This window comes from Collinsella sp. CLA-AA-H167, assembly GCF_040095305.1.
Lineage (GTDB): Bacteria > Actinomycetota > Coriobacteriia > Coriobacteriales > Coriobacteriaceae > Collinsella.
This window is the reverse complement of record NZ_JBBNGA010000006.1, coordinates 126,205-142,942: the sequence shown is the minus strand read 5'-3', so window position 1 is coordinate 142,942 and position 16,738 is coordinate 126,205. Positions and strand designations below refer to the sequence as shown.

Here is a 16,738-nt window from a genome sequence, read left to right as displayed (position 1 = left end):
GGCCTCCATAGCCTCTCCACCTGCGGAAACGAGGCGATAGCCAGGTGCCGGGGGCTATTTCCGCGTTGCGCTAGCTGCGGAAACGCGGGGTCCGTTCAGACTGTTGCGTTGAGATTGAAAATCAACCCAAACAGACTTTTTTGACCGTTTGCCCTACGGAATCAACCCGTTGGGGAAAATAGCTTGACGTTTGGACGCTTCTCGTGCTTCAAAAGCCGACTATTAAGCTACATCTGCATGAAAGGGTTCTGCATGAGCTCGCGTGCCATGGTGGTCGAATCGCCATGGCCGGTTAGGCAAACGGTATCGGGCGGAAGAAGCCGGGCGAGCTTGGAGAGCGAGCGCAGAATAGCCGCCCCATCTCCTCCAGAAAGATCGGTGCGGCCGTGCCCACCCGGAAACAGGGTGTCGCCCACAAAAGCAATGTTCCCCTGCTCGGTGGCAGCAAACAAGACGATCCCGCCCGGCGTATGCCCCGGCGTCTCGATCACCTGCAGGCAGATATCGCCCACCTCGATAGCATCGCCCTCGGCGAGCAGGCGCGTCGGCTCCCCGGGGTCGGGCGTCTCAATGCCCCACATAGCTCGCTGCTCCTCGATGTTCGCATGCGGCACCGTCACATCCTTAGCACACAGCTCATACTGGCAGCCCTCGCCAACGGTGGTTCGCACGCCGGCAACACCACCAACATGATCAGCATGGCCATGAGTGCATACGGCGCCAAGCACGCGTACGCCGGGATGCTCGGCTCGAATATGCTCCACCAAACGCTCGCCTTCCCATGCGGGGTCGATAATCACGCACTCATTGTCCGAAATAACAGCATAGCTATTGGTCTGAATGGGACCGTTTGCGAGCGTCTCAATCTCGACCGATCCCTTGGGAGTTAAATCCAAGGGCACAGCACTCATGTCCCTCTCCTCTCTATAGAACTCGAGGCATCAAACGATGCCTCGAGTGTAGCGAATATCGATAATGTGGCACGTTCGTCGCGACTAAACGCGGCGCTTGAGCTGGGCTCCACCCTCGCCGGGCATCAGGCGGCGAGCATCGTAGACCGAATCGACGCTGCTGATGGAAGCCAGCAGCGGATCCAGACCACTCGCGTCCGAGATCTCGACCATAAAGCGCAGGGTTGCAATACCCTCGCGGTTGGTCGACGTGGCGGCAGAAAGGATATTGCCGCCCGCATCGCCAATGGCAATGGTGACATCCTTGAGAAGGCCCATGCGGTCCAGGCACTCGACCACGATCTCGACCTGGAAGAGGGTGTCGGCAGCGCCGTCCCACTCCACTTCGATCATGCGCTCGGGATGCTCCATAAGACCCTTGACGTTGGGGCAATTGGCGCGATGCACCGAAACGCCACGACCGCGCGTGATGAAGCCGACGATGTCGTCGCCCGTCACCGGATTGCAGCAATGCGCCAGACGGACCAGCAGGCCGCTGTTGCTCTCGCCCTTGACGATAATGCCGTTGCTGGCGCTCTTGCCGCGCTTTTGCGGCTTGCGGTTGGAACCGCGGGCAGGCTGCTTGACGACCTCGGCAATAGCCTCGGCCTTGGAGAGCTGCTCCTCGGGCTTGGGGTCCAAGATTTGCTCGACCTTGTTACCCACAGCGCGAGGGGCAACCTTGCCGGCGCCGACGGCGGCAAACAGGTCCTCGAGCTGCTTGTAATTAAACTGCTCCGCCACGGCGTTGAGCGCACGCGTGGATCGCGGCGTAGAGATGCCATACCCGCGCTTGCGCAGGTCCTTGGCCAGTATATCGCGGCCGGCAGCAGCGTCATCGTCTTTGGTCGCGGCGGCGAAGTAACGGCGGATCTTTGACTTGGCCGAAGGTGTCTTGACGATCTTGAGCCAATCGCGCGACGGCTTGGAACTCTTGTTGGTCAGGATCTCGACACGATCGCCCGTCTTGATCTCGTGCGTGAGCGGGGCCACCGCACCGTTGATCTTAGCGCCGACGCAGTGGTTTCCCACCTCGGTGTGAACGGCGTAGGCAAAGTCGAGCGGCGTGGAGCCGGCACGAAGCGCCATGACCTCGCCCTTGGGCGTAAAGACGAAGATCTCCTGATCGAAGAGGTCGACCTTCAGCGAATGTAGGTATTCCTTGGCATCGGTGATCTCGTCAGACGCAGCCCAATCGAGCGAATGTTTGAGCCAGTTAATCTGGTCGTCCAGACGCTGGGCATCATTGGTCTTAGACGCAGACGATCCGCCCGATTTCTTATACAGCCAGTGGGCGGCAATGCCGTACTCGGCCTGCTCGTGCATCTCGTAGGTACGAATCTGAATCTCGAGCGGACGAGCCGTGGGGCCGATAACCGTCGTGTGGAGCGACTGGTAGTTATTGACCTTGGGCATGGCGATATAGTCTTTAAAGCGCCCGGGCATGGGGTGCCACAGCGTATGCACCGCACCGAGCGTGGAGTAGCAATCGCGCACCGAATGCGTGATGACGCGCAGTGCCACCAGGTCGTAGATCTCGGAAAATTCCTTGCCCTTGCGCTTCATCTTTTGGTAGATGGACCAATAGTGCTTGGAACGGCCGTTGATCTGGAAGTCCTCCAGGCCAATGCGGTTGAGCTCGTCGGTGAGTGTCTTGATGGTCTCGGCCAGATAGCGCTCACGGACCTCGCGCGACTCCGCCACCATGCGTGCGATGCGCTGGTAGGCGTCGGGTTCAAGGTAGAAGAAGGACAGGTCCTCGAGTTCCCATTTAATGGAGCTCATGCCCAGACGGTCGGCCAGGGGCGCATACACGTCCATGGTCTCGCGGGCCTTAAACAGGCGACGGTCCTCACGCAGGGCCGCAAGGGTGCGCATGTTGTGCAGACGGTCGGCAAGCTTAACGATGATGACGCGGATGTCCTTGGACATGGCGAGGAACATCTTTCGCAGCGTGAGCGCCTGTTTCTCGTCCATGCTGTCGACTTCGATGTTGGTGAGCTTGGTCACGCCATCGACGAGCTCGGCCACCGTATCGCCAAACAGGCCGGAAACATCAGCAAGCGAGGTCTCGGTATCCTCGACGGTATCGTGCAGCAGCGCGGCGCACACCACATCGCAGTCCATCTTGAGATCGGCCAAAATGATGGCCACCTCGACGGGATGGTTGATGTACATCTCACCCGAGCGGCGCTTTTGGTTGCAGTGCTTCTCGGCAGCAAAGCAATAGGCCTGCTCCACCTTAGAAAAGTCGTCCTCATTCATATATTTGAGGCACAGGCGCTCCAGCTTGTCGTAGCTGTCCGCCATAATCTCGGGCGGCAGCTCATCGGCATGCTTATAGTGCTCCATCTCCGAGAACGGCTGGAGGGTGGAATCATGGGCGGTACGGGCTGCGGCATCCATCGAGGTCCCCTTCCCCTAGGCCCGCGGTACGATCGGGCGGTTAACTTTGGCTAGCATATCAGAAGCGCACGAATCGAGCGCCCAACTCCGGAAAGCCGAGAACTCCATGCGCGAACGCAACCCCTCCAAATAGCGAATTGACCTGCTCAATTGCACACGGCCGGGGTTTTCGGCCATCGCGATGCGACGGGTGTCGTCAAACCCCGAAACGCGACAGAAACCAAGCTCTTCGAAGATTCCCAGGCCACTTTCCACCGAGCGCTCGTCGACCGGCGTGCGAGCATCGATGGCAAGGCACATCTGCGCGATGTCGATATCGCTCGCGCTAAAGGAATCGTCCCCGGTCTTGCCGCGGTTGGAGCGCCACATGGTTTGCAGCGCGCGATAGAGCGTGACGAGCTCGTCGCGCTCGGGCGCATAGCAGTCGAGTAGGCGCTCGTTAATGCGGGCGTCGCGCGACGAATAGAGCAGGTGGATCACGGCGGGCTGGCCATCGCGACCGGCGCGGCCGCTCATCTGGTTAAACTCAATCGCGCCAAACGGCATGTGGTAGAGCACGACATGGCGAATATCGGGAAGGTTGACGCCCTCGCCAAAGGCAGAGGTCGAGACGATGCAGCTGAGGCATCCGTCACGAAACGCCTCCTCTACGCGATGGCGGTCGGTGCGCGTAAGGCCCGCGTTGTAAAAGGCGATATGCGACGCGTAGTCGGGAACGCGTTTGCGTAGCGTCTTGGCAAGCGCCACGGACTGATCACGCGAGTTGACGTAGATGACGGTCTTCTCCCCCGTCGCGACGATGGACACCAGGCGGTTTTCGCGGCTCGCAAGATCGCGGTCGTCCTCGAGCCGCAAGTTCTCGCGCACGGTCTCGTCGACCACCGTACGGGTAATCGGCAACACGCGGGCAAGCTCCGCCACGACCGGAGCCGTCGCGGTGGCCGTCGCCGCCATAACGACCGGATCGCCCAGGGCCTTGAGGATGTCGGGCATGTCGAGGTATGCGCTACGGTCGCCGCCCTTGGCAAGACCGGCATGATGCGCCTCGTCGATAACGACAAACCCGATACGACCCGAGCGAGCAAAGCGGTCTCGGTGAATAGACAGGAACTCCGGCGTCGTGAGCACGATGCCGGTGCGGCCCGAAGCCAGGCCGGCAAACACGTCATCGCGCGCTGCCTCCACGGTCTCGCCGGTCAACACGCCCACGCCAATGCCGAGCGCAGCCATCGTCGATGAAAGATGATAGGCCTGGTCGGCAACGAGCGCGCGCAGCGGATAGACAAAGATGCTCGCGCGACCGCGAAGGACCGCCTCGCGTGCGGCGTGCACGTGGAAAATCAGAGACTTACCACGTCCCGTCCCCATAACGGCCAAAACGCTCTGGTGGTCGGCGAGCGCGTCGAGTGCCTCGACCTGCGCGCGATGTGGCTGGTTCGAGCCGATAAAGCTATGGATAAGCGAGCGCGTGAGCTCGGTATAAGAAAGCTGGGCGAGCGTCTCGCGTTTACGCGACTCCAGGCGCGGGCCTAAGTCCGCCGGTTGCACGCCGCGACGAAGCTCGCACGCCGGATCGTCGATATTGGGCGCCGTGGTATCACGCACCAAGACATCCTTGATCATGAGCTTGGGCTTCACGCGTCCCTGCCAATGCTCGGCCACGGCCTCGAATACCAAGTCGACGGCGCTGTCGCAATTGATGAGCCTATCGATCTGCGGCACGCGGAACATGATGGCCGGCACACTCGCGGCGCCATCAGTCGCCACAAAGCGCATGTGCTCGCCGGTTTTGCCCACCACGGCGCGATCGCACATCGTCACGCCCTCGGCCGCCAACAGCGGCACCTTATTGCCCTGGCCAAACGGCTCAAGACGAGAAATCTGCTCGATAGTCTCGATATTTAGCTCGGAGAGGTCAACGGTGGCGGCAACCTCGTCAGTGTCCTCAAAGTCATCGGCGGGAAGCTCCGATAGCACGGCCGAAAGGCGACGACGGAACTCGTCGAGCTTGGACGCCTCGATGGTCACGCCCACCGCACCCGCATGCCCGCCGCGGCGAATCAGCAGATCCGAGCAGCGCTCTACGGCATCGAACAGGTTGACCTTGCCCACCGAGCGGCCCGATCCGCGTGCAACGCCGTCCTCGATCGAAAAGAGCAGCGCCGGCACGTGATAACGGTTGGTCAGACGGCTCGCTACGATACCCTTGACGCCCTCGTGCCAGCCCTCGCCACCCACGACGATTGCGCGACCGCCATCATAAGTCTCCTCGACCTTTGCCATGGCGTCGCGTGTGAGCTCCGCTTCGATCTCGCGGCGCTGACGGTTGATCTCCTCGAGCTCGGCCGCCAGCGCGCTTGCCTCGATAGGATCGCGGGCAAGCAGCAGGTCGAGCGCCAGCTTGGGATCGGCCATGCGACCGGCGGCGTTCAAGCGGGGAATGAGCGAAAACGACAGGCCATCGGCCGTAATGCTAGAGAGGTCGGCCTTGGCGAGCGCTGCCAGCGCGATGTAGCCGGGACGAGCCGTCACGCGCATCTGCTGGATGCCCTCGGCGACCAACGCGCGGTTCTCGGGCGTGAGCGGCATCATGTCGGACACGGTGCCCAGCGCCGCGACCTCTATCAGCGAACGCCAATACGACGGCTTGCCCAAACGCTCGCCCAGAACCTGCACCAGCTTGAGTGCCACGCCGGCACCGGCAAGCTCACGCGAGGGACCCTCGTCCTCGAGCTTGGGGTCGGTCAAGGGCACGCCCTGCGGCACCTGGTCGGAGGGCTCGTGATGGTCCGTGACCACCAAATCGATCCCCAGGCTCTCCAGATAGGAAACCTCTTCCTTGGCGGCAATACCGTTATCGACGGTCACAATCAGGTTGGGTTGGGCGAGCTCGTTGACGCGGTCGAGCGCCGCACGCGACAGGCCGTAGCCCTCGTCAAAGCGATGCGGGATAAACGGCGTGACGTTGGCGCCAAACGAACGTAGCGCCTCGGTCAACAGACAAGTCGACGTAATGCCGTCGACGTCAAAATCGCCAAAGACGGCGATGCGCTCGTGGCTGTGAATAGCACGCTCAACGCGGTCGGCGACGACCGCCATGCCCGGAATAACGAGCGGGTCCGCCCAGTCGCGATCGAGCGAAGGCGTCAAAAACAGTTGGCCTTCTTCGATGGATGTAATGCCGTGCGCGACCATAATGCGCGCCACCAGCCCGGGTATGCCCAAGCCAGCCGAAAGCTCCTTTTCGAGCTCGGGGTTTTGCCGAGCGACCGCCCAGCGATGCGTCGTCTTAAGCGATGACATAGGCGCCCACCCCCGATAGGGGCAGGTCGCCGCGATACCTCTCACGGTTCATGGCGATGAGTCCTCTGTGTATGCCCGCTTCGGCAGGCAGATCTGTTGAACGGATTTATTATACCGTGCAGAGCAGACGCAAATCGCCGCAGCACGCCGCGGTTTCGGTAAACGATGCCGGTAATAGCCTCGAAATATTCGAGCGTTTCTGACGCACGGACGCATGCGAGCGTCTAGCATATCCATTCAAAACGGATTCACGGGCAAAGGGAGTCACAAGCGCATATGAAGCAATGGGTTGGACTGGGCAAGTTTCTCGCGGGGCACATGCAGGTCATCGTTCCGATTTGCGTGGCGCTCGGCGTGCTCTTTCCCCAACAGATTGGCGTACTCAAGCCCATCGTTCCCACCCTGTTTGCCTTTATGACGTTTCAGGGTGCGCTCAGCAACACCTTTCACCAGGTAACCGAGGTGTTCCGCCGTCCGCTGCACCTGGTCTTGGCGTTACTCGTCTCGGCGGTGCTTATCCCTATCGCAGCCTATGCCATGGGATCGTTATTCTTTGGCTCCAACCCCAACCTTGTCTGCGGCATCGTGCTCGAGTACAGCGTACCCGTGGCAGTCACCGCCTTTATGTGGATCAGTATGTTCGGCGGCAACGGCCCGCTCGCGCTCACCATCATCCTGACGTCCTCGGTCATCTCGCCCGTCACGATTCCGCTCACGCTTAAGCTCCTGCTGGGTGCCACCGTTGCAATCGATGTTACGGGCATGATGCAGAACATGGCCTTTATGATCGCCATCCCCGCCGTGCTCGGCATCGTGATCAACGAGTTCACGCGCGGATGGGGACACGAGAAACTCTCCCCCGCGCTTTCGCCCGCCTGCAAGTTTATGATGATGGGTGTCATCGCCTCCAACTCCACCGCCATGAGCGAGTACGTGCTACACATGAATGCGGTGCGCCTGGAAGTTGCCCTCTTTATTTTGACCTTCGCCATCAGCGGCTTTGTCGTCGGCATTCTGGTCGCCCGCGCGTTGCACCTGCCGTATAGCGAGACGACCACCATGTGCTTTACCTGCGGCATGCGCAATATCTCTTCGGGCGCCGTCATCGCCACGCAGTATTTTCCCGGCGAGGTCGTGTTTCCCGTCATGTGCGGAACGCTGTTTCAGCAGGTGCTCGCCTCGGTTATCGGACATCTCTTTGAGCGACTGACCGGCGAGGAGCGCGCCGCCCAGCGCAAGCGCGTCGAGGCCGGCCGCGACGCCATGGGACGCTAGACTGTCCGCATTACGCGGGTGTTAGTCTTGCTATACGAGCGTTTCCAGATGCGCACGCAGGCGATCAGCATCGATATCGAGCGTGGTCTCGGCATTAACCTGGGCCAAACGATAGCCGACAAAGTAGGGCGAAACCACCCAACGCGGAAGCGCCTTGGCAATGGTCCGGCCGTCCATGTGGTAGAAGAACAAGTTGTACGACTCCGCGCGGCCGCCGTGGTGCTCGTGCAGAATATAGCGCAGGGCCACCTGAATCGCATCGGCAAACAGGTCCGCTTCGGCTTGGTCGCGGGCGTCGTCGCTGGCGGCGATTCCCTGTGGAGCCGAGACGTTGACCTCAAAGAATCCCATGATCGGTTCGGTTGAGATGTTGACCGCGATTCTCCCCTGTTGCCAGACATTGATGCCTTCGAAATTGGCAGAAGTCAGCGAAGTGTAGCCGTCTTCCTGCTCCAAACCCACAATCTGCATGTGCGGATGAACGAGACTACCACCCGAGAGCGGACCCTCGTTCTTGTACATGAGAACGCTGCGATACTGCTGTGAATCGATCATCTGCTGCCAGCAACCCAGGGCAAACCGCATCACATGGTGGAGTTCATCCGGCTCATAGATCACCAGGTCGGCATCGTGATCGGCCGACTCGATCAGCACGGTTTGACGGGTGGCGCGCAGGGTCTTGAACTTATTCTCGAGCCAGATGCAGTCACCGTCGCGCCGGATGATATTGGCGAGTTCCTCGGTATCGCAAAAGGGGCACGCGGTGCCGGGACGACGGTTGTCGTCGGGCTTACCGTTCGCCCGCTGAACATCGAATACCAGCGCCACGGGTTATACCTCCAGCGGCACAATCTTGGTGCCATGGAGCTCGGAGACGCCCAGTGCCGCCGCCACGGTATCGCGGTTGGCCGTGGAAATGCCGCCGCCGGGAAGGATGGTCAAGCGGTCGCCCGCATACTCGATTAAGCGGGCCAGGTTTTCGAAGTTGTCCTCGATCGGCGTACCGGCAGCGCCACCATGCGTCAGGATGCGTGTGATGCCGCAGTCGGCGAGTATGTCAATCGCGTCGAGCTGAGCCTCGGGCGAGAGCTGGTCAAACGCCATGTGGAAGGTGATGTCGATGGGCTCACGCTTGCATTCCTCGGTCGCGCAGCCCGCGGCCATCACGAGGGCGCCCAACGTAAGCTCGTCGAGCTCCCATCCGCCAGCGCAGGGCTTGCAGCAGCCAAAGACCAAGCCGTCAACGCCGGCGCTCACGGCAAGGCCCAGGTCCATCTCCATCATACGCAGCTCGTCCTGGTTGTAGTGAAAGTCACCGCCACGCGGGCGAATCATGCACATCACTCGCGCGTCATGCTCGTGAGCATAGCTGACCGTAGTGCTGATAACGCCGGCCGAGGGCGTGGTACCACCGACGGCAAGGTTGTCGCACAACTCGATGCGCTTAGCACCGGCATCGATAGCCGCCGGCACACGCTCAAAGTTCTCGGCACAAAACTCGTACAGCATAGATAGACCCCCAGATGACAAACGTTTTCCGATGGGCATTGTCGCACGCCCCCATGAAGTTGCGGTGGAATAGAGACTGTTTTGGCCTCTGGAGCCCGTATTCAGTCCCTATTTCACCGCAACTTAAAGGGGTGCTGACCGAAATGGTCAGCACCCCTTTTTGCTGTATAGAAGTAGTCGTTAGGGACGTTCTTAAACGACTATTCATTCAAGAACGTCCCCAACGACTATCCCAGGATCAGGCACGCTTTGGTGCGGGAAGGTAGCTGCTCAGAAATGTGGTCGAATGAGAGTTGCATCAAAGGAGCACTGGTTGGTGTTTCGCGCGATGCGTCAACCGACACTCGTCGCTATACCGGGGACAGACAGACCGGGCTCCCTATACGACAACTGTTGACATCATATACTATGTGTCATATAGTAGGTGTTACACAGTATACTACGAAAGGAGGTGTGCGGATGGAGGCACAGATGAAGCGCGGCTTCCTCGAGGCCTGCGTGCTCGCGGCCGTCTCGGGCGAGGAATCCTACGGCTATCAGATCGTGAAGGACGTGCCCGCGAGCATGGGGCTCACGGAGTCCACGCTCTATCCGTTGCTCAAGCGCCTGGAGAAGGCAGGGTGCATCACGGCGCGCTCCGCCGAGCACAACGGGCGGCTACGAAGGTACTACCGCATCACGGACACCGGGCATGAGCGTATCGCCGAGTTCCTCGCCGAATGGCCATCCGTGCAGGAAATCTACAGTTACGTGAAGGGAGCGCACCATGACGCGCGATGAGTTCTTGAACCGGCTGGGCGAGCTTCTGGCCTGTCTGCCGGCAGATCAGGTAAAGGAAACGCAGGAGTTCTACGCGGAGGCCATCGCCGACCGTATGGAGGACGGCATGACGGAGGCCGAGGCTGTGGCCGCCATGGGCACGCTCGGTGAGGTCGCCGAGGCAACGCTCGACGAACTGCCCGCCGTGCCGCGCGCAATTGCGAGGACCAAGCGCAAGAGCACGGCGCTTCTATGGGCGCTCGCCATCGTGGGCTCTCCGGTATGGATTCCGCTGCTGTTCGCGTTCGTCGCCGTTGCCGCTACAGTCTACATCTGCATTTGGGTTCTTGCGCTCTGCGTGTGGATCGTGGCCGCGGCATTCGGGGGCGCGGGCGTGGTGGGGCTCCTGTTCACCGTGGACGGCATCATTATCGGGCATGTTCCGTACGTTTTAACCTCGATGGGAATGGGATTCGCTTCCATCGGTGTGGCGCTCCTCGCGGGAGCCGGTGCCTGGACGGCGTCCAAGCAGATCGCGCGCCTCTCTGCCCTTTGGGCGAAGAAAGCCGTTTCGCCCTTCTGGAAAGATCGAGGCAGTAAGAACCGCAGGGGCGCTGAAGCGGCGCCGCTTACGGCATAGGAAGGAGTGCAAACATGTCCAGCGTAAAAAAGATTTACCTTGCCGTAGCGGGTGGGCTTGTTGCCACGGGGCTCGTCCTGGCTGCTATCGGATTTGTGGCCTCCGGCTTTAACCTCGCTGTGTTCAACACACAGATCGACCTGCGCGATGACACCATCATTCTGGGTGGTGTTGAAATAGACGACCCGACAGGGCTTCCGCTCATCGAGCAGCTTGCCGAGGTCGGCGAGATCCATATTGGATCTGCAACGGCTGGTTCGTCTTCTCCTCGCAAATGATCGAGCTCGTAGCAGCCATCCCCCTTCGGGCGCACCACGACGGGCGTGAGCACGCCGCGCTCGGAGCCTTTTTGCGAGACCTTCCGTCACGCTCTTCCTGCGTGGTGAACCGGTCATCGACCGACGAGAGGCTGATGGGAATCTCTCGACTTCGGGCCAATCCCGCTCACCGATCTGGTCTTCCTTCGTGATGCGCACATAAGCGAGCAGACACCGCGCAGAGCTTCAGCGCGGCCGCACTTCCACGTCTATGACGGAGGTGCCCGGCGGCGTCTTGGCGATCCCCTTGTTTGCAGGCGTTAGCGCGTGGGGATCGCCCACTCGGGGGCCGAGGCCGCCGAGGACGGCGGCGAACCTCGCGGTGTCATTCGACATCGCGAGGTTCCCGGACCATGACCACCTGGCCTCGTACCGCGGCATAGCCCCAAGGGTGAGGAGCTTCGGCACGTCGATCAGGGCGCCCGCACAGCGTCGGCCGGTCCGCCGTTCGGCAGAACGGCGGAAGTCCCTAGCCGCCCAGATATGCCTTGCGGACGTTATCGTCGTGCAGGAGCTCTTGGCCCGTGCCGGTCATGGTGATCTTGCCGGTCTCGAGCACGTAGCCACGCGTGGCGATCGAGAGCGCCATCTGCGCGTTCTGCTCGACCAGAAGCACCGTGGTGCCGGCCTTGTGCAGGTCCTCGACAATCTGGAAGATCTGCTCAATCAGAATCGGCGCCAGGCCCATGGAAGGCTCGTCAAGCATGAGCAGCTTGGGGTTACTCATAAGGGCGCGGCCCATAACGAGCATCTGCTGCTCGCCGCCCGAAAGGGTGCCGGCGACTTGGCGACGGCGCTCCTTAAGGCGAGGGAACTGCTCGTAGACGCGCTCAAGGCCCGGAGCCACCGTGGACTTGGGCTGCGTGTAAGCGCCCATCTCCAGGTTCTCCTCGACCGTCATCTGCAAAAAGGCACGACGGCCCTCGGGCACCTGGGCCAGGCCCTTGCCCACCAGCTTGTCGGCAGGCGTATGGGTAATGTCCTCGCCCATAAACTTGATGGAGCCGGTCTTGGAACGCAGCAGGCCCGAGACAGTCTTAAGCGTTGTAGACTTGCCGGCGCCGTTAGCACCGATCAAGGCCACGATCTCACCCTCGTTGACGTTAAAGGAGATGTCCTTGATGGCGTGGATAGCGCCGTACCAGACGTTGATGTTGTAGACGGAAAGCATCGGCTCTGCCATTTAGTTCTCCCCCTTATCCTGCTTGCCCAGATATGCCTCGATAACGGCGTCGTTGTTCTGAATTTCCTCGGCCGTGCCCTTGGCGATGACCTTGCCAAAATTAAGCACGCAAATGCCCTCGCAAATATTCATGACGAGCGACATATCATGCTCGATAAGCATGATGGCAATGCCAAAGGTGTCGCGAATCTTGACGATGTTCTCCATGAGCTCGGCGGTCTCGGACGGGTTCATGCCGGCAGCAGGCTCGTCGAGCAGCAGCAGCTTGGGGTTGGTGGCAAGCGCGCGGACGATCTCCAGACGACGCTGGGCGCCGTAAGGCAGCGAGCCGGCCTGCTCGTTTGCCAGGTGCTCCATATCAAAGATGGACAGCAGCTCCATGGCGCGCTCGTGGGCGGCCTTCTCGTGCTTCCAGTACGTCGGCAGACGCAGCACGCCCTCAAAACCAGAGTAGCGCTCCTGGTTGTGCAGGCCGACCTTAACGTTGTCCTCCACCGTCATGGTGTTGAACAGGCGAATGTTCTGGAACGTACGGGCGATACCCATACGGTTGACCTGGTAGACGGACTTGCCCGAGGTGTCCTCGCCGTCGAGCAGGATAGTACCGTGCGTGGGCTGGTACACCTTGGTGAGCAGGTTGAAGACCGTGGTCTTACCGGCACCGTTGGGACCGATCAGACCGGCGATCTCGGTCTTACCGATGGTCAGGCTAAAGTCGTCGACTGCCTTAAGGCCGCCAAATTCAATGCCCAAGTGGATGCACTCGAGCGCCGGGCGCTGGCCCAGGTCGCGGTCGGGAACGATGGCGCCAGAAGGATACGGGACCATCTTGCCCTTGTTGAACTCAAACTTACTGGGCATCGGCTGCTACCTCCTTCTTGGAAGCAAAGCGGTCCTTAATGCGTGCGAAGAACGCCTTGAGCTGCGGGTTGTTGGTAAAGATCATGACCAGGATCAGCACGATGGCGTAGATGAGCATGCGGTAGTCCGAGAACTGACGGAGCAGCTCGGGAAGCACCGTGAGCAACGCCGCCGCGATGACGGAGCCGCGCATATTGCCCAGACCGCCCAGGACCACGAATACCAGGATGAGGATGGACGTGTTGAAGTCGAACTTGGTGGCGGAAAGCTGCGAGAAGTTACCGCCGAAGAGGGCTCCGGCAGCGCCGGCGAGAGCGGCGGAAACCACGAAGGCGATCATGCGGTACTCGGTGACGGAGATGCCCACGGACTCGGCAGCGATCTTGTTGTCGCGCACGGCCATAATGGCACGGCCGGTACGGCTGCGAACCAGGTTGAGCACGATCACGAGTGCGACCATGACCAGGATGGCACCGGCGAGGAAGGTCGAGTACGTCGACACGCCCGATGCGCCCTGGGCGCCCTTGATGATGGCGGTGCCGTCCTCGAGCAGGTGCAGGTCGTCGATCGTGGAGTTACCTGTAATGTTAAAGATCACATGCAGGCCGCGGGAGTCGACGCCCACGATAAGGCAGGTGACGATCTCTTTGATAATCTCGCCAAAGGCCAGCGTCACGATAGCCAGGTAATCGCCGCTCAGGCGAAGGACCGGGATGCCGATCAAGAAGCCCAGGATGGCGGCAGCGATGGCGCCGACCACGATGCTGATGACAAGACGTATCGGATCGGAGGGAACGGCGCTCTCGAGGGCGACCGCGGTAACGATGCCTGTATAGGCGCCGACGCTCATAAAGCCCGCGTGGCCCAGCGACAAGTCGCCCGCGATGCCGACGACGAGGTTAAGGGAGATAGCCATGACGATATAGGCCGTGATGGGAACCAGCTGACCGGCGATCATGCGCGGAATCATGTGGTTAGACTGCATAAAGAACACGATGGCGAACGCCACAAGGCACATGGCGTACGTAACAAAGTCGTGACGCGTCTGCTTGTCTTTAAGAAACTTCATAACGCTCACCTACACCTTCTCGGGGACGTACTTGCCCAAGAGGCCGGCAGGCTTGACGAGCAGGACGATGATCAAAACACCAAAGACGATGGAGTTGGCAAGGCTCGTGGAAATATAAGCCTGTGCCATCGCCTCGATGATACCGATGAGAATGCCACCGACAAAGGCACCGGGGATGGAGCCGATGCCACCGAAGACAGCGGCATCGAAGGCCTTGATGCCAGGCATGGCACCCGTCGTGGGCTGCAGCACCGGCGAGTAGGAGCACAGCAGCACGCCGGCGATGGCGGCAAGGGCGGAGCCGATGGCGAACGTCATCGAGATGGTGCGGTTGACGTTGATGCCCATGAGCTGAGCGGCGGCCTTGTCCTCGGACACGGCGCGCATGGCTTTGCCCATCTTGGTCTTGCCTGTAAAGAACATCAGGCCGGCCATGATAACCAGGCAGGCGACGATGGTGACGAGCGAGACGGCGCTTACGTTGAACTTGGCCAAGAACTCCGGCACCTGGAAGGTGACGAGCGAAGTGAAGTTCTTGGGCGTGGCGCCCCACAGAAGCTGCGCGGCGTTCTGCAGGAAGTAAGACACGCCGATGGCCGTGATCAGAACGGCCAGAGGGCCTGCTTGGCGCAGCGGCTTGTATGCCAGACCCTCGATGAGAACACCGAGAACCGTGCAGACCACACAAGAGAGAATTACAGATGCCCAGCCCGGGAGGCCGAGATACGACGTGGCGCAGAACGAGACATAGGCACCGACCATGATGACGTCGCCGTGAGCGAAGTTGAGCATCTTGGCGATACCGTAGACCATGGTGTAGCCCAACGCGATGATGGCGTAGACGCTGCCCATGGACAGGCCGTTGACCAGGTATTGGATAAAGACCGTCATGTTCCACATCCCCCTTTCGAATAGGTTTACAGTTGATGTATGAAACAGGGACGTTACATCGTCCCTAGATACCAAGCAAGCAGGGAAGGCCAAAACCTCCCCTGCTTGGGATCAAAACCGCTCTATATAAGGCGGCCTATTAGGCCTGTACGTACTTGCCGTCGGTAATGACGTACGCCGTCGGGTCCTTCTGGACCTGACCCTTGTCGTTCCAGGTGAGCTTGCCAGTCAGACCGTCAACGGTAATCTTGAGCATAGCCTCGGGAAGCTTCTCGGCAACCTCGGTGGGGTCGGCGTCGACGCCCAGGCCGGCCTCCTTGAGAGCCTCGACCACAGCATGCACGCCGTCGTAGGCGTCGGCGGCAAACTGGTCGGGTGTATCGCCGTACTTATCCTTGTAAGCGTTGACGAAGTCGGCGTTCTTCTCGTCGTCGGCGGAGAACGGGGTCATGAGCAGCAGACCCTCGGCAAGAGAGGTGTCGAAGCCCTCAACGCCCAGGATGCCGTCCATGCCGTCGCAGCCCATCATCTTGACGTCGTAGCCCATGTCCTTGGCGTTCTTGAGCAGGACGGACGCCGGCGTGTAGTAGATCGGCGCAAAGATCATGGTGGCGCCTGCCTGCTTGGCCTTGGTCAGCTGGTTGGTAAAGCTCGTGGCGGAGTCGTCCTTAAAGGTCTCCTCGTCGACAATCTCAAGCTTAGACTTAGCGGCCTGGGCCTTAAAGGAATCTGCGATGCCCGAAGAATAGGCGTCGCCGGAGTTATAGAACAGCACGAACTTCTCGTTCGCATACTTCTCTGCCAGGAACTTGGCAGCGTTGACACCTTGGTTGGGGTCGGTAAAGCAAACCTGGAAGACGCAATCCTTGCCCTTGGTAACGTCCTCGGAGGACGCAGACGGGGTGATCATGAACGTCTCGGGGTCGTTGCCGCACTCGGCGGCAACGGCGACCGACGCACCCGTGGTGGTCGGACCGACGAGGGCCTGCATGCCCCAGTCGAGCAGGGTGTTGAAGGCGTTGACGGCCTTCTCACCGTCAGCCTGGTCGTCCTCGGCCTTGCTGACAAGCGGCAGCTCCTTAGTCGAGAAATCCTTGCAGCCAAGCTCGACAGCCTGTGTAACGGACTTGCCGTAGGACGCGTTGGCGCCGGTCAGCGGGCCGATGGTGCCGATCTTAAACGAAGCGTCGCCCGACGCGGAACCGCTGTCGCCGCCGTTGGAGGAGCAGCCAGCTAGAATGGACATCGCCCCCAGACCTGCTGCGCTCGCGATAACGCTCCTGCGATTCATAACAGGGTTCAATGACTTACCGGTGAGGCTCGACATGCGGCTCTCCTCTCAAATCTCGTCGGGTTTCGGTTACCCGACAGGCCATCCTTCGCCGTGTTCGGCGTTCGCAAAATAGTAGACGCTTTAGTTAGGAAAAGTGGCGAATATTTCAACTTTTCTTTGGATTTGTTCATTTATCCATATTTCTGCGTATTTCTATTTTTTTATGCAGTAATGCCACTTTATTGTGTAAAAGTAATGTTTCCATTCTGTTACAAGCGTTCCCGCTCTTAATAAACATGGTG

The 16,738-nt window shown here is 60.2% G+C and carries 14 protein-coding genes; 4 read left to right on the top strand and 10 right to left on the bottom strand.

Annotated elements, in window-relative coordinates; genetic code table 11:
* Positions 1 to 227 precede the first annotated feature (227 nt).
* The 3 genes from AAAT03_RS05705 to recJ all read right to left on the bottom strand — a co-directional run bounded on the left by AAAT03_RS05705 (position 228) and on the right by recJ (position 6,659).
* A complete protein-coding gene (locus tag AAAT03_RS05705) occupies positions 228 to 911 on the bottom strand; it encodes an MBL fold metallo-hydrolase (RefSeq protein ID WP_349102817.1) in 684 nt (227 codons plus the stop codon).
* An 84-nt stretch (positions 912 to 995) separates the two neighbouring features.
* Positions 996 to 3,356, bottom strand: a complete 2,361-nt coding sequence (locus tag AAAT03_RS05700) for a bifunctional (p)ppGpp synthetase/guanosine-3',5'-bis(diphosphate) 3'-pyrophosphohydrolase (protein WP_349102816.1) — start codon at positions 3,354 to 3,356, stop codon at positions 996 to 998.
* 15 nt (positions 3,357 to 3,371) lie between these two features.
* Entirely contained in the window at positions 3,372 to 6,659 is a 3,288-nt protein-coding gene (gene recJ / locus AAAT03_RS05695; RefSeq protein ID WP_118267833.1) for a single-stranded-DNA-specific exonuclease RecJ, read from the bottom strand.
* A 276-nt stretch (positions 6,660 to 6,935) separates the two neighbouring features.
* Between recJ and AAAT03_RS05690 the strand changes: the two genes are divergently transcribed.
* On the top strand, positions 6,936 to 7,934 hold the full coding sequence (locus AAAT03_RS05690; RefSeq protein ID WP_349102815.1) for a bile acid:sodium symporter family protein: 999 nt from the start codon (positions 6,936 to 6,938) through the stop codon (positions 7,932 to 7,934).
* A 30-nt stretch (positions 7,935 to 7,964) separates the two neighbouring features.
* On the opposite strand, the gene AAAT03_RS05685 is transcribed toward AAAT03_RS05690, so the two are convergent.
* Together AAAT03_RS05685 and AAAT03_RS05680 are read right to left on the bottom strand one after the other, a co-directional pair.
* A complete protein-coding gene (locus AAAT03_RS05685) occupies positions 7,965 to 8,762 on the bottom strand; it encodes a DUF4931 domain-containing protein (protein ID WP_349102814.1) in 798 nt (265 codons plus the stop codon).
* 3 nt (positions 8,763 to 8,765) lie between these two features.
* Positions 8,766 to 9,443, bottom strand: a complete 678-nt coding sequence (locus AAAT03_RS05680) for a copper homeostasis protein CutC (RefSeq protein WP_349102813.1) — start codon at positions 9,441 to 9,443, stop codon at positions 8,766 to 8,768.
* A gap of 459 nt (positions 9,444 to 9,902) precedes the next feature.
* Between AAAT03_RS05680 and AAAT03_RS05675 the strand changes: the two genes are divergently transcribed.
* The 3 genes from AAAT03_RS05675 to AAAT03_RS05665 are packed head-to-tail and all read left to right on the top strand — an operon-like array spanning position 9,903 to position 11,120.
* Entirely contained in the window at positions 9,903 to 10,223 is a 321-nt protein-coding gene (locus AAAT03_RS05675) for a PadR family transcriptional regulator (protein ID WP_187361915.1), read from the top strand.
* Positions 10,210 to 10,842: a DUF1700 domain-containing protein gene (locus AAAT03_RS05670; protein ID WP_349102812.1), complete on the top strand. Its 633-nt coding sequence runs from the start codon at positions 10,210 to 10,212 to the stop codon at positions 10,840 to 10,842. Before AAAT03_RS05675 ends, AAAT03_RS05670 begins: the two co-directional genes overlap by 14 nt.
* Positions 10,843 to 10,856: 14 nt before the next feature.
* Positions 10,857 to 11,120, top strand: a complete 264-nt coding sequence (locus AAAT03_RS05665; protein ID WP_117776090.1) for a hypothetical protein — start codon at positions 10,857 to 10,859, stop codon at positions 11,118 to 11,120.
* A 508-nt stretch (positions 11,121 to 11,628) separates the two neighbouring features.
* Here AAAT03_RS05665 and AAAT03_RS05660 read toward each other — a convergent pair.
* The 5 genes from AAAT03_RS05660 to AAAT03_RS05640 form a co-directional block, all read right to left on the bottom strand.
* Positions 11,629 to 12,330, bottom strand: a complete 702-nt coding sequence (locus AAAT03_RS05660) for an ABC transporter ATP-binding protein (protein WP_035137222.1) — start codon at positions 12,328 to 12,330, stop codon at positions 11,629 to 11,631.
* Between the two features lie 12 nt (positions 12,331 to 12,342).
* Positions 12,343 to 13,203 carry an ABC transporter ATP-binding protein gene (locus tag AAAT03_RS05655; protein WP_089573307.1) on the bottom strand — a complete coding sequence of 287 codons (861 nt, stop codon included), beginning with the start codon at positions 13,201 to 13,203 and terminating at the stop codon, positions 12,343 to 12,345.
* A complete protein-coding gene (locus tag AAAT03_RS05650) occupies positions 13,193 to 14,272 on the bottom strand; it encodes a branched-chain amino acid ABC transporter permease (RefSeq protein WP_117842904.1) in 1,080 nt (359 codons plus the stop codon). The genes AAAT03_RS05655 and AAAT03_RS05650 overlap by 11 nt, the downstream gene beginning before the upstream one ends.
* 9 nt (positions 14,273 to 14,281) lie before the next feature.
* Positions 14,282 to 15,163 carry a branched-chain amino acid ABC transporter permease gene (locus tag AAAT03_RS05645; protein WP_117582912.1) on the bottom strand — a complete coding sequence of 294 codons (882 nt, stop codon included), beginning with the start codon at positions 15,161 to 15,163 and terminating at the stop codon, positions 14,282 to 14,284.
* A 139-nt stretch (positions 15,164 to 15,302) separates the two neighbouring features.
* Complete coding sequence (locus tag AAAT03_RS05640; RefSeq protein WP_349102811.1) at positions 15,303 to 16,490, bottom strand: ABC transporter substrate-binding protein; 1,188 nt, start codon at positions 16,488 to 16,490, stop codon at positions 15,303 to 15,305.
* Positions 16,491 to 16,738: the final 248 nt, after the last annotated feature.